This is a genomic window from Micromonospora sp. I033, assembly GCF_053890995.1.
This window is the reverse complement of the sequence record NZ_JBSSLX010000005.1, coordinates 22,516-43,448: the sequence shown is the minus strand read 5'-3', so window position 1 is coordinate 43,448 and position 20,933 is coordinate 22,516. Positions and strand designations below refer to the sequence as shown.

Below are 20,933 nucleotides of genomic sequence, written 5' to 3'. Positions count from 1 at the left end.
GGTCAGGACAGGATCTCCACGTAACCGTCGGTGCCGTGCACCCGAATCCGCTGGCCGTCCCGGATCAGCCTGGTGGCGTGCTGCACCCCGACGACGGCCGGCAGGCCGTACTCGCGGGCGATGACCGCCCCGTGCGTCATGAGCCCGCCCACCTCCGTCACCAGCCCCTCGATCGCGACGAACAGAGGTGACCAGCTCGGGTCGGTGTAGGCGGTGACGAGGATGTCCCCGGGCGCCAGATCGGCGTCGGCCATGTCCAGCACGACGCGAGCTCGCCCCTCCACGGTGCCGGCGGAGACGGGGATGCCGACCAGCGCACCGGGCGGCACGTCGTCGCGTCGGTAGGCCCCGGAGAGACCCTCACCGTCCGAGGTGAGCACCCGGGGCGGTGTGAGCGCCTGGTACGACCGGAAGGCGTCCTTCCGCCGACGGATGAGTTGATCATCGATCTGATGCGTGCGCACGGCGTCGTGCAGCTCCTGGAACGTGAGGTAGAAGATGTCCTCATCGTCCCGGAGCACACCGGCCTGCACGAGTCGCTCGGCCTCCTCCAGCAGGGCCTGCTTGTAGATGAAGTAGCGGCTGACAATGGCGTACTTCGGATACTCCCGGTAGCCGATGAAGGTGCGGACCCGATCGATCATCCGCTTGGTCTCGTCGGCCTTCCGCTCCCCGTCCGGCAGAGCCCGCAACCGCTCCAGCACGTCCCGTTCCTTCTTCTCCGCCTCCCGGCGCCCGTGCTCGAAGCGCCGCCGGCGAGCGCCCGGCTCGAAGTTCCTGACGTTGTCGAGGATCACGGGTACGAGCGTGGTGGGGCGTTCGCTCCAGCGCGGCCTCGTCACGTCGATCTCGCCCACGCAGCGCATGCCGTACCTGTCGAGGTAGGCCTGGATGGCGTCTCGCGCTTCCTGCCCGCCCGGGAGCTTGGCCAGCTCGTCCAGGAAGTCCTCGTCCTCGACGCCCTGCAGGAAGGCCACCACCTCCGGATGCGGCCGGATGACGTCGGCGACGTCCAGCAGCGCCAACCCCATCTCCGACGTGACGTTGTGGGGAGCGGACAACGTGAGCGTGTCGGCGGCGTTCTTCTCGCCCAGCCACTCCTGCAGCTGGTCGTTCAGCCACCAGGTCGCCTCCATCCCCGCCATGATCGCCTGAAAGCTCAGCGGATCGCTCAGGACCCGCTTGTGCTCCTCGAAGGCCGCCAGGAGGAAGTCGAACCGCGCCGGCCCGGAGGTCGTCCGGATGTCGCGTCGCAGGGCGGCGATGGACGCCTGGCTGCGTTCGATCAGGTCGGTGACGATGGCCGGATCGGTCTCGATCGGGGCGGGTGCGCCGCCGGCGGGCGGCCCTGCCGGATCCTGATCGGGCATCGACGGGATGAAGTCGCCGCGGTCGATAAGGGTTTCCAGCGCGTCTCTGGTCAGCGGATCAGCTCTCCCCACCAGCGCCAGCAGGCCGGCGCGGCCCGAGGGCGACGCCAGACGCCGGGTGGCGTCGACGAACAGCCGTCCACCGGCGTCGTGCATCGGCGCGAGCGCCGTCAGCTGCCACACGGACAGGCCCAAGGGCTTCATCGCGTCCGTCATCATCTGCTGGTGACCGACCGAGAGGAAGACGTGGTTCTCCCGGTCACCGGTCTCGGGAACGGGGAACAGCGTCGTGATCGGCCGGCTCTGGACGATCTGGAAGTCGTCGTCGACCAGGCACCATTCGAGATCCTGCGGCTGGCCGAAGTGCGCCTCGATCCGCCGGCCCAGCTGCACCAGCCGCACGACCTGGGCATCCGTGAGCGCCGGCTGCTCCTGCCGCTCCGGATCGATCGCCCGTTCCTCCGTCCCGCCGGCCGGCAGGGCGTGGATCGCGAGCCGCTTGGACCCGAGCGCCCGGTCCACGATCACTCCGTTGCGCACCTTGTAGGCGTCCGCGTTCACCAGCCCGGAGACCAGAGCCTCGCCGAGGCCGAAGGTCGCCTCCACGGAGGCGACCTTCCGGTTGGACGTCGTGGGGTCGGCCGTGAACAGGACTCCGGCCGCCTGTGGCAGGACCATCTTCTGGACGACGACGGCCATGTGGACCGTGTGGTGGTCGACGCCGTTGCGCAGGCGGTAGTTCACGGCCCGCTCGGTGAACAGCGAGGCCCAGCACCGGCTCACGTACGCCAGGATCGCCGGCGGCCCGACGACGTTCAGGTACGTGTCGTGCTGGCCCGCGAAGGAGGCCGTGGGCAGGTCCTCCGCCGTCGCGCTGGATCGGACGGCGTACGCGGCCCGCTCGCCGAGCCGCGTGACCGCCCCCGTGATCGATGCCGCGAGATCACCGGGGATGAGGGCCGCTTCGACGGTCCGGCGGATCTCGGCGCTGAGCGCGCGGATCGCCTCCCGCTGATCGGGACCCAGGCGTGACAGCTCACGGAGCCGATCGTCGAACCCTGGCGTTTCCGCCATGACCCGCCGGAAGGCGGCCGTCGTCACGCAGAAGCCGGGCGGCACCGCGACGCCGTCGATACGCGACAGCGCCCCCAGATTCGCGCCCTTGCCGCCAACGACTGCGACGTGCTCCTCGTCGATCTCGTGGAAGTTCAACACGTACTGCTCGATCACCGCGATACCTCCGGGTAAGGCGCACTCCGCTTTGCACTGGCCGGCTGAATCACCGACGCCCCGAGCCATTCCGTTCCGACTGTCGCCCGGCGAACCCGCAGGTCGACAAACAGACGTACGCACATCACGCCCCCCGATTTGTCGCCCGTTCCGTGGTCCGACCGACGATTCTGCGGCAGGACCGGGGCCTTGCGGCAAGCCCTCCGGTGCGATATATATTTAAGTGGGCAAGGAGTGTGATCTCCTTGCCTTTGCCTTTTCGTCCCCCTTCGGACCGAGGTTTGCTCCTCCGCCCCGGCTCAGACCCGAGGATCCTGGCGGCCAGCGGCCTGCTCGCAAGCGCCGGCCTCACGTGATGGCTGACGCGGGTCGGGATCGCTATCGTGCGACGGTGACCGCTGGTGCCGACCGTCCGGTGCTCTTCCTCGACGTGGGTGGGCCGCTCATCCCGATCGGTGGGGCGCCGCCAAGGGACGCCCGGTCAGTCCAGCACCTCCACGGTGTCACCGACGCTGACCGTACGACCTCCGGGGGAGGGTCCGCCAGGGTCGGCCCGCACCGTCATCTGGAGACCGAAGAGGAGTTTCCGGCCGACGTTCCGCCGTGCGGCGAGCGTCCACAGCGGCTCCCGCCCCCGCTCCCCGGTCTCCTGGTTGATCGTCGCGACCAGACAGCGACCACACTCGCTGACGCCGTGGAACACGGCCCCGCCGATCCTGATCCGCCGGCCGACCCACGCGCCCTCGGCCCACGGCGCGGCACCGGTGACCACCAGGTTGGGGCGGAACTGGATCATCGGCAGCGGGCCCTCGGTGCTGCCCGACTCCAGCAGCCAGTCGTTGAACGCGTCCAGCGACGCGGCGTTGGCCAGCAGCAGTGGGCTGCCGTCGGCGAAGCTCAGCTCGGCGCCGGAACCCGCCGGAACCGGCCAGGGAACGAGGTTGCCGGTGGGGTCACCGAGCCAGACCAGTCGGGCGGTACGCCCCAACAGCCGGTGGAGCCAGTCGTCCGCCTCGGGGCCGGCGGCGCGTGCGGGTGCGGGCGGCCGCGCCCGGAACACCCGGACCTGGACGGCCGCACCGCCGGTCGGCTCGGCCAGATCGAGCGGGGCCAGTCCCGGCGCCTCCAGGGTCAGCCCGCCCGGTCGGGACACCGCCCGCATCGTCACCAGTTCCCGGTGCTGGCGCTGGGTCAGGCCGATCCCGTGTTCGTCCACGACCAGCCAGCGCCGGTCGCCGTCCAGGCCCCACGGCTCGACCCGCGCCGTGTCGCGGTCCATGCGGCGGCACCCCTTGACGGGGTACGTGTGAAGCGAGGCGACCCGCACCCGGCCAGGATGACACGACGCGGCGTGACGCCGGTACCCCCGCTCCGGCGACCGTCCATCACCAGGCGCCCTCCGATGCCGGCCTTGCGCCCCCGGGCCGGCGGCCCGGTCAGCCGCCGAGTGGGACGGGTCCGGTGGCGCGGCGGGCCGTGCTGAACCGACGCTGGTAGGCGGCGGGGCTGATCGACAGCTTCCTGGCGAAGACCCGTCGCATGCTCTCGTAACTGGGGAACCCGGCGAGGGTGGCGGCCTGCGTCGCGGTGTGCCCCTGGTCCAGCAGTGCCCGGGCCATGTCGAATCGAATGTTTTCCACGTAGCGGGCCGGTGTCGTGGACAGTTCGTCGTGGAAGAGCCTGGTGAGTTGCCGGGTGCTCACATTGAGGTGTTTCGCGAGTTCGCCGAGCGTGTGGTCTCCGCGGGGATTCGCCGTCACCAGATCGGTGATTCTGCGGAGGGCCGGCGAGCGGGGCGGCGGCCCTTGCAGCGGTGCCGAGAACTGGGACTGGCCGCCCGCACGCTGCATGTACACCACCAGGGCGCGGGCGACGTCGCGGGCCAGGTCGGCCCCGTGGTCCTCTTCGACGAGAGCGAGCGCCAGGTCGATGCCGGCCGTCACCCCCGCCGATGTGTACGTGGTGCCGTCCCGAACGTAGATCGCGTCGGGCTCGACGCGGCACGTCGGACACCGGGAGGCGAGTTCGTGCGCGACCTGCCAGTGGGTGGTCGCGCGCTTGCCGTCGAGGAGGCCGGCGGCGGCGAGGACGAACGCCCCGGTGCAGATCGACGCGACCCGGCCGGCCGCAGCCGCCGGTGTCCGCGCAGCCTCTGCCAGGTCACCGGGGACACGGGCGCCCGGAAAGAGGTTGGATCCGGCCACCAGTAACGTGTCGAAGGCCGGCTCCGAGGAGACGGCGCCGTCGACCGCAAGCCGGACCCCGAGACTCGACGTGACGTCCGCGCCGGTGGGCGACAGCAGCACGATCCGGTAGTCGGCACCGAACCGGTTCGCCTCCTTGAACACCTCCGCGGGACCGGCGACGTCCAGCAACGTCACTCCGTCGTACACGAGGATCGCGACGCGGTGGGGACCGGCGTTCACCGCCCCGGTCGCGCTGGAGCCGGACCCGCGCGGTGACCAGCCGGCCCCCGGCGGCACCGACTGCCCTCGGGTCGGAGACGCAGGAGGCATGGACACCGTCCATTGGTAGCACACCGTAATCGGCGATCACGGGGATCCTGGGCGGGGCTTGCTCAACCGGCAGTGGCCGACCGAGCCAACCCTCCGGAACGTGACGATTGGCGCTGGACCGGGCGGTCGCGCCGAAAGAGAACGTCCTGCTGCCTTGTTCAGGTAACTCCCCGGCGGGTCCCCTGATTCCCGGTTGTGCGGCATCGACGGGGCCGGCAGAGCGGGCTTGTTCAATAGCAGTCGGAGTCGCACTAAAGGCTGGTTAACTGATCGTCGTGCCGCAGTTGAAGTGAACCCGACACCAGACATCGCGCGGGATCAATTGTGACGGACGACGCGAAGTCGCAGGTTACGGCAGGACCAGGACAGGCGACATGGCGCCGCACGTCGTAGCGCACACAGCTGCGATTTCACCCCGTCCGAATCTGAGTGGTTCCTGGCCGGAGAAAGGCGGCGCAACACGCGAATCGGTGGGCACCATGGAGCGGTCCACGGTCCACAGCCGACGCACTTCCTGGAGAGTCGAGGTCATGCCAGAGCTCATCGCGGGGTTGGAGATTCCTGAAACAGCGGCGGTCGCCGAAGCGACCAGGCTTGTCCAGGAGACGACCACTCCCCTCATCTACCACCACTCCCGGCGGGTCTACTTCTTCAGCCTGATTCACGCTCACCGGCTCGGCGTGAAGCCCGACCCGGAACTGCTCTACGTCGCGGCCATGTTCCACGACACCGGGCTCCTGACTCCCTTTTCCGACGTCGAACAGCGCTTCGAAGTCGATGGCGCCGACCACGCGCGCAAGTTCCTGCTGGAGCGGGGTTTCTCGGCGGTCGCCGCCGAGACCGTCTGGACGGCGATCGCGCTGCACACCACGCCAGGTATCCCCGATCGGATGGCCCCGGAAATCGCGACCACGCAGCTCGGCGTCCTGACCGACGTGGTGGGCCTCGGCCTGGACGGACTGGAACGCGACCAGCTGGACGAGATCCTTGCCGTCCACCCACGAGGGGACTTCAAGAACGAGTTTCTGCGCGCCCAGTTCGACGGGCTCAAGAACCGTCCCGAGACCACGAACGGCACCGTGAACTCCGACATTCTCGAGCACTTCATCCCGGGCTTCCAGCGCACGACGACGGTCGAGCGCATCCTTGGCTCGCCCTGGCCCAGCTGACCCGGACATCACGAGGCAGTGCGACGACCGGCGATCGGCGACCTCCACAGCCGGCACCGGGAGGGCCAGGAGCGGATCTGACGCCAAGCCTCCCAACCGCCCCAACCGGCGAACGCTCTTGAGAGGATTCGAGCATGCAAGCGATTACCGTGCGCGACCGTGACGCGGGTGTGGATGGCCTCACCCTGACCGACATGCCGTACCCCCACGCCGCGGAGAACGACGTCATCGTGCGCGTACACGCCGCGGGCTTCACCCCCGGGGAGCTCGCCTGGCCGGCAACGTGGACCGATCGCGCCGGCCGCGACCGGACGCCCACCATCCCCGGGCACGAGCTGTCCGGAGTCGTGGTCGAACTCGGCTACGGAACCACCGGCCTCACCGTGGGCCAGCGGGTGTTCGGACTGACCGACTGGGCCCGCAACGGATCCCTGGCCGAATTCACCGCGGTGGAGGCCCGCAACCTTGCCCCTCTCGCGGCCGACATCGACCACAGCGTGGCCGCCGCGCTTCCCATCTCCGGGCTGACCGCGTGGCAGGGCCTGTTCGACCACGCCCACCTCACGACCGGCCAGACCGTCCTCATTCACGGCGCCGCGGGCGGCGTCGGCTCGATCGCCGTCCAGCTCGCGCGGGAGGTCGGCGCCTACGTGATCGGCACCGGCCGAGCCGACGACCGCGATGTCGCACTCGGCCTCGGCGCGCAGACCTTCCTCGACCTGAACGCCGACGATCTGAAGGACGCCGGCGAGGTGGACGTGGTGTTCGACGTCATCGGTGGCGACATCCTCGGGCGGTCGGCCGAACTGGTACGCCCAGGCGGCACCCTCGTCACCATCGCCGAGCCGCCCACCGTGCAGCCCAAGGACGGGCGGGCCGTCTTCTTCGTCGTCGAACCTGATCGCGCCCGGCTGACCGACCTCGCCGAACGCCTCCGGACCGGACGGCTCAAGCCCATCGTCGGCGCCGTGCGGCCGCTCTCCGAGACGGCCTCCGCGTTCGCCCGCCGCCACCGCACGCCCGGCAAGACGATCATCAAGGTCGCGGACGCGGCGACTGATTCACCACCTGGAACATGAGGTGGTCCTGCCACCGGCCGGCGATGTTGAGGTACTCCGGCGCCATGCCGTACCGCACGAATCCGTTGCGTTCCAGCACCCGCTGCGATCTGACGTTGTGCAGCAGGGTCTCCGCCTGCACCCGATGCAGCCCCAACTCCTCGAAGGCCACCCGCACGATCTCGCGCACCGCCCTGGTCGCGAACCCTCGCCCATTGTGGCTGGCGCCCACCCAGTAGCCCATGGCGCAGGACTGAAAGGGGCCGCGCACTATGCCGCTGAGGGTGATGCGACCGATCACGCGACCGGAGTCGTCCAGGATGACGTGGGGCAGCTTCGATCCCTGCTCGTGCTGCTGGAGATCGGCTTCGAGGACAGCCCGCTGGCCGACTGCGGTGAAGTAGTCCTCGCTCCGGATCGGTTCCCACGGCGCGAGAAAGTCACGGTTCACGCGGAGCAGCTCGGCCAAGGCCGGCGCATCCTCCGGGGCGACGAGTCGGGTGATGTTCACCCGCCCATCGTTCCAGGCAGGCATGTTCCCCCTGGCCGGGCTAACCCGAAGGGCTGGCCGTCAGGCGCGATACACCGTATGGCGTCAGCTTGGACCGGGTCAGAGGCGCGATTCGGGCGGATCGCTCGTCGGCGAATTCGAAGGAGGCCTTTCGCCCTCCGCCGTCGGGCTCGGCACGTACTCGAGCAGGACCGCCCTCAGGTAGCGCGGCGTGCCGGGGAGATCGGCCGCTCCCACCGCGAACATCAGCGGGCTGCCCGGGGTCCCGGCAATCCCGTGCAGGCTCATGCCGACCGCGTCCGGCGGCTGCGGCGCGGGCGTGCCGACCCACGCGCCCGTGCCGTACGTGGCGAGCGCCGCGCTCGGCGCCGCGGAGTTGTCGATCAGCCACGGCAGGCCGGCCGGGTCGGTCGCCACGTCGGGCAGCGCGCCACCCGGCGCGTTCCGCAGCACCTCGAAGGATCCACCGCCGCCGCGCACGGCCAGCCCACCGTTGCCGACCGCCCACAGCTCGCCGGACGAGCGACCCGCGAGCGCTTCGAACGAGGACTCCTGTTGGTTGATGCCGACCTGGACCGTACGCCAGCCTGAGCCGTTCCAGTGGAAGAGCAGCGGGCCCTTGAACCCCTTCCACACGCCGTTGCCGGCAGCCCAGACGTCATCCGAGCGAAAGGCCTTGATCGCGGTGAAGGTGCAGAAGTTCGGCATGCCACCGACGGACGTGCCGCCGGTGCGGCATTCGGCGGGCGATTGGTGCGACCGCCAGGAGCGCCCGCTCCACTGCTTGATGATCACCTCGCTGAGGTGATTGCCCACCACCCAGGCGTGACCATCCGCCACGGTGAGTCCGGTGATCAACTCGTAGCTCCTGCCCCGCGCGAACGGCACCTCGCGCCAGGCGGTCCCGTCGTAGTGCAGCACGTGCGTCACCTGGTCCTCCGGGCCGGCGGCAGCCGTGCTGCCAACCGCCCAGACGTTCGACGGCGAGTCGGCCGCGACGAGGTCGAACCGACCGTGCCACGCGATCGGCGGCAGCGCCGCGCGTGCCCAGCGCGTCCCGTCCCACTGGAGGATCAACGGCCTGCCGGTGTCGTTCGGCTGTTCGGGCGAGTAGGCCTCGCTGCCGACGGCCCACGCGTGCGTGGCGTCCACCGCCACGACGTCCCACAGCACGCTGGTCGGCCCGGCCAGCTCCGGCAGCGTGGCCAGGCGCCAGGCCGGTGCCGGCGCGGTGGTGACGACGGCTTCGGGCGACCCACCGGTGGTCGCGGAGGGCCCCGAGGGTGCTGCCGAGGGGCTCGTGCCGGCACCTCCGCCGGTGCATCCCGACGCCAGCAGAACCCCGGCCAGCGTGACGGCAACCTTGCGCATGGCACCGATGATCGCAGGGCCGCGCCACGAAGCGCGGAACGGAGAACCGGCGGCGTCATGCTCACCGTCGCGCAACGCCTCAAGTGATGCTCAAATCCAGCTCGGCCGATCCTCCGCAACGAAGAACCTGCATACGCTCAACGCACCCGGCTCTCTCACGGTCCTCCCCGACCCGTCACGGCGGCGACCACCGTCGCGCACGGGCCGACCCTGCGCGAGCTCGGCGTGACCGTCGTGCATGGACGGCCTGACCCGCAGCCTGGCCGGCCACCACGTCAACCGCACGTCGCAAGCAGAAGGAGGGGAGAATGCGACGCATACGACGACGCATCGCGCTTTTCGCGCTGCCCACGCTGATGGGAAGCGTCCTCGTGGCAACCGGGCCCGCGGGTGCGGAACCCGCCGGGTCGGCAGCCACGGCAGGCGCAGGACGATCGAGCCTCGAGGCTCCGGAGGCAGCACGCCTCGTACGCATCAAGCTGACCGGCGCCGACATGCTGGACAAGGTGGCTGCCGCCGGCTTCGACCTCGAACACGGTCTCAGGCGCGTGCCGACGGGCATCGAGGGTGAGGCGGTGGCGACCGCCGAGCAGGTCGCCGAACTCGAGGCGCTGGGCGTCGAGATCCTCGGCGACGGCGAGGGCTTCGCCTGGAGCGAGGAGGCCGACGGCGGCCTCCAGGCCCTCCGCGCGAACGCCGTCCAGCCACTCGCTCACGAGGAGACGGTACGGATCGTCCGTGCCGACTGGTTCACGACGAAGGGCCAGGGCTTCCTCTACGTCGAGGCGCGGACCACCGAAGGGGCGCAGACGAACCCGGTCGTCGGGATGCAGCTCGAGAACGACTCGGGCGCGGGCACCTCGTTCGGCTCCGCCCGGACCATGAGCCGGTTCGTCGATTCCGGGCAGTACATGTTCCACCGGAACCTGTTCAAGCTCGACGCCCGCCCGAGCCAGATCCGGGTCACGAGCTCGACGGGGGGTGTCGCCACCGGCCACGTCTCCAACTGGCTCGAGGACGGCGCGCCGCCGCTGACCGCGAACCCCGCCTACAAGTGGGACTTTGTCGACGGTTACCGGCACCCGCAGCAGCTCTTCAGCCGCGCCGAGGAGATCGCCCGCCAGTACCCGGACATCGCCGAGATCGTCTACCTGCCGAACAAGACGAACGGCTACCAGCGGAAGGCACAGGCCACGATCGGCGGCACCGGGCAGAGCGCGGTCGTCGCCAGCTCGGCCGCTTGGGGCCACGAGGGCGGCAACGACATCACGGTCGAGTTCGTGGACCGGCCGGGGGCGAACCTCCCGCTCGGGGTCGAGGTGGCCGGCAAGGCGATCCGCGTCCTCCTTGCCAAGGACGCCTCCGGTGCGCTGGCGAGTACGGCCGCGCAGGTGGCGGCGGCACTGGAGAGCCAGTCCCAGGGCCTGATCGACCGGGCGCACCCGTACCGCACCAACGCGGGCACCGGCATCGTCGCGGCGACCTCCGGCCCGGTCGCGCTGACCGACTTCCTCGACCAGAAGCGCGTCGGCGCGCCGGAGGGCGAGGTGCCGCGTGGCCCGGCCACGATTCCCGTCCTGCGGATCGGCAAGCACCGCGACGGCAGGAACCCGGGGGTGCTGATCCAGGCGCAGGACCACGCCCGCGAATGGGTGCCCGCGACGACCAGCCTGGAGTCGGCCGAGCGTCTGGTGCACAACTACAAGTCCGACTGGGAGACGAAGAAGATCGTCGACAACACCGACGTCTTCTTCATCCTGTCCAACAACCCCGACGGGGCGAACTACAGCTTCTACAACTTCGCCTCGCAGCGTCGGAACATGACGAACCACTGCCCGGACGACAACGCCGATCCGGCCCGGCGCAACTCCTGGGGCGTCGACCTGAACCGGAACTACCGGGTCGGGTCGGCTCACGACGGCTACTCGGGCGGGTCGACCAGCTGCGTCAGCGACACCTACCAGGGCCCGGAGAAGCTGTCCGAGCCGGAGTCGAAGAACATCATCTGGCTGGTCGAGAAGTACTCGAACATCAAGTTCATGATGTCGGTGCACTCCAACGGCGGCCAGCTGTTCTGGCAGCCGGGCGCCTACATCGCGGACGGGCGGATCACCACGCCGCGTCCGCCGCTGGGTGACGAGGCGTTCTACTGGCAGTCGGCCGCCAGGATCCTGTCGCAGGTCAAGGCGCACCGGCAGACCGTCGTCACGCCGGAGAACGTCGGCGGCTCGTCGGACGTCCTCTACTCCTCCGCGGGCAACGTGCGCGAGGACCTCTACCACACCTACGGGATCTACGCCTTCGGGTGGGAGGTCGGCGGCTCGATCTACAACCCGGCCACCGGCAACTGGCAGGGTGGTTCGTTCCAGCCGGCGTGGGTGGGAAACCCGGACCTCGTCAGCGGCCACTCCGAGACGATGGAGTACGCCAACGGCATCATGGAGATGTTCCGGATCGCGGCGGACTGGGGCAGGGACCACCAGAAGCCGACGTCCCAGCTCGTTCCCGGCACCGGAAAGTACACCGGGCCCGTCGGCGTGCGCTTCGAGACGAGCGAGCCGGCCACCATCTACTACACGACGGACGGCAGCCGGCCCACCCTCGAGTCGCCGCGCTACGCGGCGACCGAGTTCCGTGAGCCGGGGCAGGTCTTCCACGTGACCGAGACGACCACGTTCCGCTGGTTCTCGGTCGACAGCGCCGGCAACATCGAGCAGAACTACGACCCGTCGGACAACGACAGGCGCAACAACTACCGCACGGCGACGATCACGGTCGCCGCGCAGTAGTCAGGCGCCACCGGCGCCCACCCGTGATCATTGCCTCGTCAGTGGGGTTCCACCCTCGCTGACGAGGCAATGGTCGGGGCTCTGTGCTGATTCCGGGAACCTTCAGGCGGTCGAAGGACGACGGTCGACCCAGTCAGTGATGAGCCGGCGCTCGGCGAAGAACCACCGGCCGCCCTGCCGGACGAAGGTGTCCTGGTAGCGGATCGACATGACCATGAGGGTGCGCTGTCCGTCCTCGGCCCAGAGGTGGTGCGCCAGACAGTAGGTTTCTCCGGTGGCGCGGTCACCGTCGACGGTCACCGTGCTCTGACCGTTGAAATGGGTCGTCCTGTCGTAGTTTCGCAGGGAGCCGAAGGCGGCGGCCAGCTCGTCCCGACCGTTGAGGACCTGCGTCGGCTCGGTCGTGTCGGGCTCGCCGTCGTACACCGCGACGCGGGCGTCGTCGGTGAAGAGTGCCGCCTGTCCCTGTGCGTCGCGTCGGTCCGCCAGGTGGGCGTAGGCGTCGACCAGTTCGCGGATCGCCAGCCGGTCGGCGACCTCTTCGGGCGAAGGCTTGGGGTTGCTCATGGTGTTCCTCTTGCTCGCCGGGACGGAAGCCCGTGGTGCGTTGTCAGGGACGATACTGGCGCCGGTCGGTCCGGACCGGCCAACACCGATTACCTGGCACAGCCGCAGGCGCGGCCTGTGGGTGGCGGACAGTCAGCCGGTGGTGGTGAGGTCCGTCGTGGCGGCCAGGTCGGTCACCAGGTCCACCATCCGGCGCAGCCCGGGCGAGGTGTTGTCCGGCCGCCAGACCATCTCGGTGGGCAGGGCCTCCCCCGCGAGCGGTACGAACACCACCCCGGTACGGCGCAGGTTGTGCGCCGACCAGCCCAGTCGGGTGATCCCCACGCCGGCCGCGACGAGGCCGAGCAGCCCCTGAACGCTGGCGTCCCGGGCGACGATGTCGGGTGTGAACCCGGCGGCGCGGAAGCTCTCGTCGAACGCCTGGTGCCAGGGCTCCCAGGAGCTGCGCGGGGTCATCACCCACCGTTCCTGCGCCAGTTCCGACAGGGTCAGCTCGGTGCGGTCGGCGAGCGGGTGCCCCTGGGGCAGGACGACGCACACCTGTTCGGTGGCAACGGTGCGGGCGGCAAGGCCAGGGACTTGCGGCGGCCGGGTGAACGCGAGGTCGTACCGGCCGTCGAACAGGCCCTCGACGAGCGGCCCGATGGTGGTCTCCTCGGTGGTGAGTTGCAGGTTGGGGAGACGCTCCCGGGCGGCCCGGACCACCGGTGGCAGCAGGTGGTTCGCGGTGGTGGCCAGAAAGGCCAGGCGGAGCTGGCCGAGTTCGCCGCGTACGGCCCGTCCCACCACGGCGACGGCCTCGTCGGCGCGGTCCAGCACCGCACGCGCCTCGGGCAGGAACAACGCCCCGATATCCGTCAGTTTGGTGCCCCGGCTGTCCCGGTCGAACAGTTTCGCGCCGAGAATCCGTTCCAGTGCGTTGATCTGCTGCGACAGCGACTGCTGCGTGATCATCAGTCGGGCGGCCGCCCGGGTGAAGCTCGACTCCTCGGCGACGGCGACGAAGTACCTGAGCTGCCGAAGATCAGGGGCCACAGGCCGAGACTACCGCCGTACCAGGTAACCGGTGTTGGCCGTCGCCAACCCGCCGCCGGCAGCATCGTTCGTGTTCTGGAAGAACACGTAACGGGAGCGGGAAGATGCAGAACAACACGCAGGGCCGGGTCTGGTTGATCACCGGGTGTTCCTCCGGTTTCGGCCGCGAACTGGCACTGGCGGCGGTGGCCGCCGGCGACCAGGTGATGGCCACCGCGCGCCGGCCGGAAACCCTGACCGACCTGGCCGAGCAGGGCAGCGGCCGGATCAGCACGGTAGCGCTCGACGTCACCCAGCCGGCCTCGATCGACGCGGCGGTGCGGGCCACGCTGGCGATGTACGGCCGGATCGACGTCCTGGTCAACAACGCCGGTTCGCTGGTCCTCGGCGCGGTCGAGGAGATCACCATGGCGGAACTGCGCCAGCAGATGGAGGTGGTCTTCTTCGGCGCGGCCGAGGTGACCAAGGCCGTCGTACCGCTGATGCGGGAACAGGGCAGCGGGACGATCGTGCAGATGAGTTCGCTGGGCGGGCAGAAGACGTACCCGGGCTTCGGGGCTTACCACGCCGCCAAGTGGGCCCTCGAAGGGATGTCCGAGACGCTGGCGACCGAGCTGGCGCCGCTGGGCGTACGGGTGATGATCGTGGAACCCGGCGCGTTCCGCACCGAGTTCAACACGAACAAGTACGTCACGCGGGAGTTGGCGGCGTACCACGACACGGCCGGAGCGACCCGCCGGTTCACCGCCGAACTGGCCGACGCGGAGCCGAACGACCCGGTGAAGGGTGCGGCGGCCATCCTGAAGGTGCTGGACAGCGACCGGCCGCCGCTGCGGCTCCTGCTCGGCGGCGACGCGGTGGACGGTCTGCGCGAGCACCACGAGGCACTGCTTGCCGAGGTTGCCGCCTGGGAGGAGACCAGCCGATCGACAGCCGTCGCCTGATCCACCGGCACCGAAGTAGGCCGTCCGCTCAGGGACACGATACCGGCTCTGTGCCTCCGGCCAGAGCCGGTGTCGTCCCCATGCCCTGCCGGCAGTTCAGCCGCAGTTGCCCCAGCTGTACCGGCCGGCGCTCTGCCAGGTGGTGGAATACAGGACCTCGCCGCTGTACATCACGCACTTGTCGACCGCGGAGCGCTGGATCGCGGCGTAGTACTTGAAGCTCCCGGAGTCGTAGACCCAGGAACCGCCCTCCACCCGGATCCCGGCCGAGACGCCGGTGGTCGAGCCGACGGCCACCGTCTTGAGGGTGGCGACACAGTTGTATCCGGTGGCGCTGTTGTACATCAGGTAGACGTCACCCACCTTGGTGCCACCCGCGTAGATCGACCGGTGACCGTCACTCGCGTAGGCCCACGAGCCGCCGAAGTCGTTGTTGCAGGCCTGTGCCGCGGTGAACGGATTGGTCGCGGCCTGCGCGGGCGAGGCGAGCGTCACCGCGGCGACAGTCGCCGCGAGAGTCGAGATGGCCAGTCGTTGCGTTGATCCGCGCACACGTCCTCCAAGTATTCGGGCGCGAGTATCGAGCGCCGGACCCGCCATGATCCCACAGTGGATGGTCATCAAGATCAGCGGAGGGTCGCCTGCATCCTGGCGCTCAGGTCAATGGCGCATACCACTGGGCGCCGGTCACCCTGATCCGCTTGGACTGCCTGCGGTTCCACTCCACCCGCATGCCGTGCTGACGCAGTACCGGAAAGACGACGTCGTCCAGCAGCCGTTCCACGTCCGTCTGATAGCGGGCCTGTTGCTCAGCCTCCGGCAGTGCGGCATAGGCGACCTCGTCGAAGTCCGCCGGCGGATAGGCGCCGTAGCCGAGGTAGACCTCGCCGCCCTCGCTCGCGACCAGCGACTCCGTGTCCTGCTGGTGGTACCAGAGGTAGCCCTGCCAGTGCCGGGAGTCGTCCCGCTCGTCGTGGATCTCCGCGGCCGCGCAGGTGCCACAGCAACTGAAGTTCTCCCTCGCCAGCACACCGAGCCCGGTGAGATCGTCGAAGGCGCGGGTGAGGTTGCTCCGCACCTCGCCCCACTGCCGCTGCTGCTCCCGCCGAGCAACCAGCGCCTTCTCGTACGCCGCCCTGAGTTCCTCGTCGGCGGCGCCGTGACGCTGCTCCTCGTCGTCGAAGAACTCCACGAACTCGTCGGCGTCGTCCTCGCCTCGCACGACCCAGTCCCAGATCTCGCGCTCGATCTCCGCACGACCCGGCTCCGCGAGCCGCTCGGTCAGGAACCTGACGCCCTCGGGGCGCTCGTTGTATCGCCATGCCGTCACGGCGGTGATCCTGACAGGAGCCTGTGACAGCCGAGTTGCTCCGATCGGTGGCGCTCGCGTTGCCCAACCGTGACCCGGACCGGCAAGGCTGAGCAGATGCCTCGGGGGATGGCTGGTGCCGGCTCGCCGGCGCTGTGGCGTGCGGTGACTCATCCGGCTGTGTGGTCGTTGCCGGCGATGGCGCTGCTGGCGCTCGTGGCCATGCCGTTCAACGACGGGTTCTACAATTTCTGGGTCAACTACGACGCGCAGGGCGACGCACAGCAGTACGAACAGCTCTACGCCACGCGAATCTTCCGGTACACCTCGGGATTCCTCTGCGGACAGCTCCTGGCTCTGCTGGCCGGCGCCGCCCTCGCTCGCCGGAACGGGCAGGCGAGGGCGCTGGCGGTGGCAGGGCCCCTGGCGGTACTCCTGGCGGGTGTGGCCTTCGCCGTCGCGTACCCGCTTGCCCGGGCCCGCGAGGGCTCCGTCTTTACGACCTCACCACTCGACGACCCGGTCCTGGTCCGGGTCCTCCTGTGTGAGCTGGCTGCCTACCCGCTCTACGCCGCTGCCGGCGTCGGCCTCGGCGCGCTGTTCGCCGGGCGCCTGCGGCGACCCGCGATCCGCTGGTCGCTCCTGCTCCTGCTCCTGCCGGGCTGGGTCGTCGCCACCATGTTCGGGCTGCTGCAGGACGACCGGTTCAACGCGCCGTACGCCCTGCTGTGGGCCGTCCCGCCCATCGCGGCCGGCACGGCAGTCGCACTGGCTGGACTGTCGATGGATGTCTGGGTCGCGCAGCCGGTGCTGGTGGGCGACTGGGGGTGCGGCGCCAGCGCCGCACTGCTGGTGAGCGCCGCGGCGTACGCCTTGGGGTTGAACCTGCTCGCCGGTCGGGCCGGACGTCGCCCCCCACCCGACGCCCGACGGCCACACCAAGGCCACAACAGACCGGCCAGCGCATGAATCAGAGCGACCCGTGTGGCGGAACAACCGAAGGTTGGCTGTCGAACTCATCGATCGGTCATCGGCTGGTCCAGTGGACTAGCAGTGACCCGCCGGTGCCACCGTCCTCTTACAGAAAGACGGCGGGCGGTGTCGTACTCCGCTTGATGCGTCACGTCGTGGCTTCGCTTGATGCGCGACACTCATTCTCGCGTGGGAAACCAGCCAGCGAAGGTCGCGTTCGACGTTGAGCAGTAGGCGCGCCGGGTGAGCGGAGGGCCTTGCTTCGTCTGGCGTTTGCGCCCGCCGCGTCGGCTGTGGAAATCGCTGTCCGATTGTCGGAGCACAGTGCTAGAAAGCCGGAGTGCGAACGATTTTGACGTTCCCTGATCAGCTGCGGCTCATTGACGAACGGTCGACCGCCTTCCGCGCCGCGGTCGCCGCGGCACCCAGCCTCGACGTTCAGATGCCGACCCATCCCGAGCGGACGCTGTTCGATCACGTGCAACACGTGGGCATGGGCCGCCGCAAAGCAGCCGCCATCGTCACCGCAGGGCCCGCGGACGCTCCGCCCGAGGAGTCCGCATGGGGAGGCGGCACGGGTGCACCTCGGGAGCGTGAGGCTCTACTGGCCTGGTGGACCGAGTCCATTGAGCAACTGGCGAGCGCGCTGCGCGAAGCCGGCCCGGATCGCGGTTGCTGGACATGGTGGTGGGACTCGCCGTCACCGCAGACCTCCGGGGCCTGGGCGCGGCGCCAGCTCCACGAGATCGCGGTGCACACCTACGACGTCCAGCTCACCGGGGGTACCCCGCAGCCGATACCGGAGGAGATCGCCCTCGACGGTTTCGACGACTGCCAGTTCACCCTCTGCGCGACGACGGTCGCCTGGCCACACGAACCCGCCGTCGTCGATTACCACGCCACCGAGGGCCACTCCTGGCGCCTTCGACTGTCCCACGACGGCGCACAGGTCGCCCGCCTCGGCGCTCCCGCTGCCGGCGAGGCCTCGGACACGGCCGACGCCTCCGCCCGGGGCACGGCCAGTGACCTGGTCCTGTTCTTCTACGGCCGCATACCGTTGGATTCCCTGAAGTCCGAAGGCGACCGTCGTATCTTCGATCAGCTCGCAGCCTGGGACCCGTCCGTGTAACGGCATCCCAGCTGGCGGCGACGGTGGGAAGGAACTCACAGGCCTGGACCGTCGCCCGTCCGTGTCACGCGGGTCGCTCGATCCAGTCCGCCGCAGCACGTCCGCGGTCACCGCCGCTGCCGCATGTCAGAATTCCCCCAAACCTGGAGCAGAGCTGGCAGAACGGGCGAGCCGATGACGACGAGCAGGGCAGCCGAGGTGCTGCGGAGACCCGGGGATCCACAGCGGGCCACGTTCCTGGAACTCTTCTTCGACCTGGTGTTTGTCCTCGCGCTCGCTCAGCTCTCGCGCGGCCTGGCCGAGGATCTCGGGTGGAACGGTGTCTTCCGGACCCTGGTGCTGTTGGCGGCCATGTGGTGGGTCTGGTCCAGCACCGCGTGGCTGACCGACCGGACGGACCCGGAACGACCGGTAATCCAGGCGCTGGTCATCGCGACCATGGTCGGCAGCCTGGTGATGGCGGCCGCGGTGCCCGAGGCATTCGGCGACACCGGCCTGATCTTCGCGGGCGCCTACGTCGCCATCCAGCTCAGCCGGGGGCTCGTCCTCATGGCCGTTCTGCGTGACCACGAACTGCAGCGCCACAGCATGCGCGGGCTGTTCTGGTACGGCCTGTCGGCCCTGCCGTGGATCGCGGGAGCGCTCGTGGACGGTACGACGCGTGGCGCGTTGTGGACACTCGCGGTGGTCCTTGACCACACGGCCGGCAGAATCGGCTTCCCCACCCCGGGGGCGGGCCGTACGCCCAGCCAAGACCTTGTTATTTCGGGCGAGCACCTGTCCGAGCGCTACCGGCAGTTCTTCATCATCGCGCTCGGCGAGCTGATCCTCGTTACCGGACTGGCGCTGAGCAGCAGCGGCTTCGCGCCGGACGCGGCCGCCGCGTTCGCAGTGTCGGTCGCGACCACCGTGCTGCTGTGGCGAATCTACATATACCGCGCCGGGCAAGTCCTGGCGGAAGCGATCGCCGCGTCTGCCGACCCGGTCCGCCTCGCCCGATGGGCGTCATACGCCCACCTGGCCATGGTGGCCGGTGTGGTCGCTGCCGCCGTCGGCGACGAACTTGTCATCGCCCATCCACTCGGGCACACCCCACCGGCCTGGATCGCCGTCATCCTCGGCGGACCCGCGCTCTACCTGGCCGGGCGCGCCCGCTTCGAGCACGCGGTATTCGGCCGCGTGTCCCGGTCCCGGCCGATCGGCGTCCTTGCGCTGGCCGCCCTGGCACCGGCGATGCTCCTCCTGCCGCCAGTCGCGGTCGCCGCCGCTGCTGCCCTCGTCCTGACCGGGATCGCCATATCCGACGCAGTCCGCTCCCGTGGACGCCCGCCCGAGGCGCCGTCACCACCCGGCTAGCCGGGGGTGTCACCCATGTCCTGAGACTGTTCGGTCACGCAGGTCCTGAGACCCCGACACGGCCGGCAGCCCGGCCTACCCTGCCCGATGCGACGGGCGACGTTGACTGTCGGAGGCGAGCGGGATCAGCCTGGCTGCTATGTCCTCGTAGGTACCGAGGCCGCTGGCGGTTTGCAACAGGCCATGGGTCCGGTAGTAGGCGCGTAACGGCTCGACCTGCTCCTGGTAGTTCTCCTGAGCATGCGCGTACAGAAGCAGGAGTTCCTGGCGTCGCTCGGCTCAGGCAATGCTGCTGCCAGATGCTGGCACCCGGGGTGGGGAGCCAGGCTGCCCGGCGGATCACCGTCGGTGGCACGACACGGGCCTGTCGCGTGGCCTTTTATCCGACGACCGCCAAGAAATCCGAGTAGAACAGGCCCAGGCCGACCGCCACGCAGACGCCGGCCACGATCCAAAACCGGACCACGATATTGACCTCGCTCCATCCGACCAGCTCGAAGTGGTGGTGCAACGGCACCATCCGGAAGACACGTCTACCGGTGGTCCGGAACGAGACGATCTGGATCACCCACGTCGTCGTGATGATGACGAAGAGCCCGCCGATCATGATCGAAAGCAGCGTGGTGCGGGTTGCCACCGCGAGCCCGCCGATCAGGGCGCCGAGGCCGAGCGAGCCCACGTCACCCATGAAGATCCGTGCCGGGGACGTGTTCCACCACAGGAAGCCCACGCAGGCGCCGGCCGCCGCCGCCGCGATCATGGCGATCTCCAGGGGATCCCGGACCTGGTAGCAGTAGTCGTTCACGCGGGCGTACGTGTCGTCGGCGCACCAGTGCCGGTACTGCCAGAAGCCGATCAGCGCGTACGCGCTGAGCACCAGGATCGACGCGCCGGTGGCCAGGCCGTCGAGGCCGTCGGTGAGGTTCACGCCGTTCGACATCGCCGTGATCACGAAGACGATGACCAGGACCGCGCCGACCTTGCCGACGTTGAGCCAGCTGATGTCGCGGATGAGCGAGATGTGCTCGCTGGCCACGGTCTGGCCGTTGGTGCTCGGCACGTAGAGCGCGGCGATGCCGAAGCCGCCGCCGACGATCGCCTGACCGAGCAGCTTGCCTTTGGCGGACAGTCCGTCGGAGTTGCGCTGGCGCACCTTGAGGAAGTCGTCGAAGAAGCCGACGGCGCCGCAGAAGACGAACAGCCCGAGCAGCACCAGGGCCGTCATGGTCGGCCCCTCCTGCGCGATCTGCCGCTCGGGCAGGGTGGTCAGGGCGATGTGCCCGGCGACGTAGGCGAACACGGTCGCCACGATGAAGACCACGCCGCCCATCGTGGGCGTGCCCTTCTTGCCCTGGTTGCTGGCGAGCCCGATGGATCGGATCGGCTGGCCGGCCTTGAGCGCGGTGAAGACGCGAGTCGCGATCGGCGTGCCGAACAGGGAGATGATGAACGCGACCGCGGCCGCGACGATGACCGCCCTCACGGGCGAACCTCCACGCGATCCGCATTTCTCACGGGGTCCCCACCGAGCTTCCAGATCAGCGCCTGACGTATCGACCTGAGCTGGCCGTCCAGATAGTCCTCAGCGAAATCATCGATCATGAGAC

Annotated in this window: 17 protein-coding genes; 7 read left to right on the top strand and 10 right to left on the bottom strand. The window is 69.4% G+C overall.

Features of this window, described 5'->3' with window-relative positions; translation table 11 throughout:
- Positions 1 to 2: 2 nt before the first annotated feature.
- From rph to ACW0Q9_RS01770, 3 genes are all read right to left on the bottom strand, one after another.
- Positions 3 to 2,600, bottom strand: coding sequence for a rifamycin-inactivating phosphotransferase (gene rph, locus ACW0Q9_RS01780; RefSeq protein ID WP_456177975.1), 2,598 nt, complete (start codon positions 2,598 to 2,600; stop codon positions 3 to 5).
- A gap of 481 nt (positions 2,601 to 3,081) precedes the next feature.
- Positions 3,082 to 3,927, bottom strand: a complete 846-nt coding sequence (locus tag ACW0Q9_RS01775; protein ID WP_456177973.1) for an MOSC domain-containing protein — start codon at positions 3,925 to 3,927, stop codon at positions 3,082 to 3,084.
- 109 nt (positions 3,928 to 4,036) lie between these two features.
- Entirely contained in the window at positions 4,037 to 5,116 is a 1,080-nt protein-coding gene (locus ACW0Q9_RS01770) for a GlxA family transcriptional regulator (RefSeq protein WP_456178021.1), read from the bottom strand.
- A 530-nt stretch (positions 5,117 to 5,646) separates the two neighbouring features.
- Between ACW0Q9_RS01770 and ACW0Q9_RS01765 the strand changes: the two genes are divergently transcribed.
- Both ACW0Q9_RS01765 and ACW0Q9_RS01760 read left to right on the top strand, forming a co-directional pair.
- Entirely contained in the window at positions 5,647 to 6,285 is a 639-nt protein-coding gene (locus ACW0Q9_RS01765) for an HD domain-containing protein (RefSeq protein WP_456177971.1), read from the top strand.
- Between the two features lie 194 nt (positions 6,286 to 6,479).
- Positions 6,480 to 7,364 carry an NADP-dependent oxidoreductase gene (locus tag ACW0Q9_RS01760; RefSeq protein ID WP_456177970.1) on the top strand — a complete coding sequence of 295 codons (885 nt, stop codon included), beginning with the start codon at positions 6,480 to 6,482 and terminating at the stop codon, positions 7,362 to 7,364.
- Here ACW0Q9_RS01760 and ACW0Q9_RS01755 read toward each other — a convergent pair.
- Positions 7,321 to 7,854 carry a GNAT family N-acetyltransferase gene (locus tag ACW0Q9_RS01755; RefSeq protein WP_456177968.1) on the bottom strand — a complete coding sequence of 178 codons (534 nt, stop codon included), beginning with the start codon at positions 7,852 to 7,854 and terminating at the stop codon, positions 7,321 to 7,323. The two genes, ACW0Q9_RS01760 and ACW0Q9_RS01755, sit on opposite strands and share 44 nt — an antisense overlap.
- A 99-nt stretch (positions 7,855 to 7,953) precedes the next feature.
- Positions 7,954 to 9,225, bottom strand: coding sequence for a hypothetical protein (locus tag ACW0Q9_RS01750; RefSeq protein WP_456177966.1), 1,272 nt, complete (start codon positions 9,223 to 9,225; stop codon positions 7,954 to 7,956).
- 494 nt (positions 9,226 to 9,719) lie between these two features.
- Here ACW0Q9_RS01750 and ACW0Q9_RS01745 point away from each other — a divergent pair, with 494 nt between their 5' ends.
- Positions 9,720 to 12,014, top strand: coding sequence for a M14 family metallopeptidase (locus ACW0Q9_RS01745; RefSeq protein WP_456177964.1), 2,295 nt, complete (start codon positions 9,720 to 9,722; stop codon positions 12,012 to 12,014).
- Between the two features lie 102 nt (positions 12,015 to 12,116).
- Here the strand turns inward: ACW0Q9_RS01745 and ACW0Q9_RS01740 are convergent, their stop codons facing one another.
- Positions 12,117 to 12,581 (bottom strand): nuclear transport factor 2 family protein, encoded by a 465-nt coding sequence (locus ACW0Q9_RS01740; RefSeq protein WP_456177962.1) that lies wholly within the window; start codon positions 12,579 to 12,581, stop codon positions 12,117 to 12,119.
- Between the two features lie 132 nt (positions 12,582 to 12,713).
- On the bottom strand, positions 12,714 to 13,616 hold the full coding sequence (locus ACW0Q9_RS01735) for a LysR family transcriptional regulator (protein ID WP_456177960.1): 903 nt from the start codon (positions 13,614 to 13,616) through the stop codon (positions 12,714 to 12,716).
- A 104-nt stretch (positions 13,617 to 13,720) separates the two neighbouring features.
- Here ACW0Q9_RS01735 and ACW0Q9_RS01730 point away from each other — a divergent pair, with 104 nt between their 5' ends.
- Positions 13,721 to 14,560 carry an oxidoreductase gene (locus tag ACW0Q9_RS01730; protein WP_456177958.1) on the top strand — a complete coding sequence of 280 codons (840 nt, stop codon included), beginning with the start codon at positions 13,721 to 13,723 and terminating at the stop codon, positions 14,558 to 14,560.
- A 96-nt stretch (positions 14,561 to 14,656) separates the two neighbouring features.
- On the opposite strand, the gene ACW0Q9_RS01725 is transcribed toward ACW0Q9_RS01730, so the two are convergent.
- Together ACW0Q9_RS01725 and ACW0Q9_RS01720 are read right to left on the bottom strand one after the other, a co-directional pair.
- Entirely contained in the window at positions 14,657 to 15,055 is a 399-nt protein-coding gene (locus ACW0Q9_RS01725) for a hypothetical protein (RefSeq protein WP_456177956.1), read from the bottom strand.
- 160 nt (positions 15,056 to 15,215) lie between these two features.
- The gene (locus ACW0Q9_RS01720; protein WP_456177954.1) at positions 15,216 to 15,890 is read right to left on the bottom strand and encodes a DUF6891 domain-containing protein; all 675 of its coding nucleotides are present in this window, start codon (positions 15,888 to 15,890) and stop codon (positions 15,216 to 15,218) included.
- Positions 15,891 to 16,067: 177 nt separating this feature from the next.
- Here ACW0Q9_RS01720 and ACW0Q9_RS01715 point away from each other — a divergent pair, with 177 nt between their 5' ends.
- The 3 genes from ACW0Q9_RS01715 (at position 16,068) to ACW0Q9_RS01705 (ending at position 19,326) form a co-directional block, all read left to right on the top strand.
- Positions 16,068 to 16,838: a hypothetical protein gene (locus tag ACW0Q9_RS01715; RefSeq protein ID WP_456177952.1), complete on the top strand. Its 771-nt coding sequence runs from the start codon at positions 16,068 to 16,070 to the stop codon at positions 16,836 to 16,838.
- 343 nt (positions 16,839 to 17,181) lie between these two features.
- Positions 17,182 to 17,970, top strand: coding sequence for a maleylpyruvate isomerase N-terminal domain-containing protein (locus ACW0Q9_RS01710; RefSeq protein WP_456177950.1), 789 nt, complete (start codon positions 17,182 to 17,184; stop codon positions 17,968 to 17,970).
- A gap of 174 nt (positions 17,971 to 18,144) precedes the next feature.
- Positions 18,145 to 19,326 (top strand): low temperature requirement protein A, encoded by a 1,182-nt coding sequence (locus ACW0Q9_RS01705; RefSeq protein ID WP_456177948.1) that lies wholly within the window; start codon positions 18,145 to 18,147, stop codon positions 19,324 to 19,326.
- Positions 19,327 to 19,705: 379 nt separating this feature from the next.
- Here the strand turns inward: ACW0Q9_RS01705 and mraY are convergent, their stop codons facing one another.
- Positions 19,706 to 20,809, bottom strand: coding sequence for a phospho-N-acetylmuramoyl-pentapeptide-transferase (gene mraY, locus ACW0Q9_RS01700; RefSeq protein ID WP_456177946.1), 1,104 nt, complete (start codon positions 20,807 to 20,809; stop codon positions 19,706 to 19,708).
- Between the last annotated feature and the right edge of the window lie 124 nt (positions 20,810 to 20,933).

Coding starts and splice junctions, on each gene's coding strand:
- ACW0Q9_RS01760 (WP_456177970.1), top strand. CDS start 6,480: ATGCCGTACCCCCACGCCGCGGAGAACGACGTCATCGTGCGCGTACAC.
- ACW0Q9_RS01770 (WP_456178021.1), bottom strand. CDS start 5,116: ATGCCTCCTGCGTCTCCGACCCGAGGGCAGTCGGTGCCGCCGGGGGCC.
- ACW0Q9_RS01750 (WP_456177966.1), bottom strand. CDS start 9,225: ATGCGCAAGGTTGCCGTCACGCTGGCCGGGGTTCTGCTGGCGTCGGGA.
- ACW0Q9_RS01715 (WP_456177952.1), top strand. CDS start 16,068: ATGGCGCTGCTGGCGCTCGTGGCCATGCCGTTCAACGACGGGTTCTAC.
- ACW0Q9_RS01745 (WP_456177964.1), top strand. CDS start 9,720: ATGCTGGACAAGGTGGCTGCCGCCGGCTTCGACCTCGAACACGGTCTC.
- ACW0Q9_RS01705 (WP_456177948.1), top strand. CDS start 18,145: ATGACGACGAGCAGGGCAGCCGAGGTGCTGCGGAGACCCGGGGATCCA.
- ACW0Q9_RS01765 (WP_456177971.1), top strand. CDS start 5,647: ATGCCAGAGCTCATCGCGGGGTTGGAGATTCCTGAAACAGCGGCGGTC.
- ACW0Q9_RS01730 (WP_456177958.1), top strand. CDS start 13,721: ATGCAGAACAACACGCAGGGCCGGGTCTGGTTGATCACCGGGTGTTCC.
- ACW0Q9_RS01740 (WP_456177962.1), bottom strand. CDS start 12,581: ATGAGCAACCCCAAGCCTTCGCCCGAAGAGGTCGCCGACCGGCTGGCG.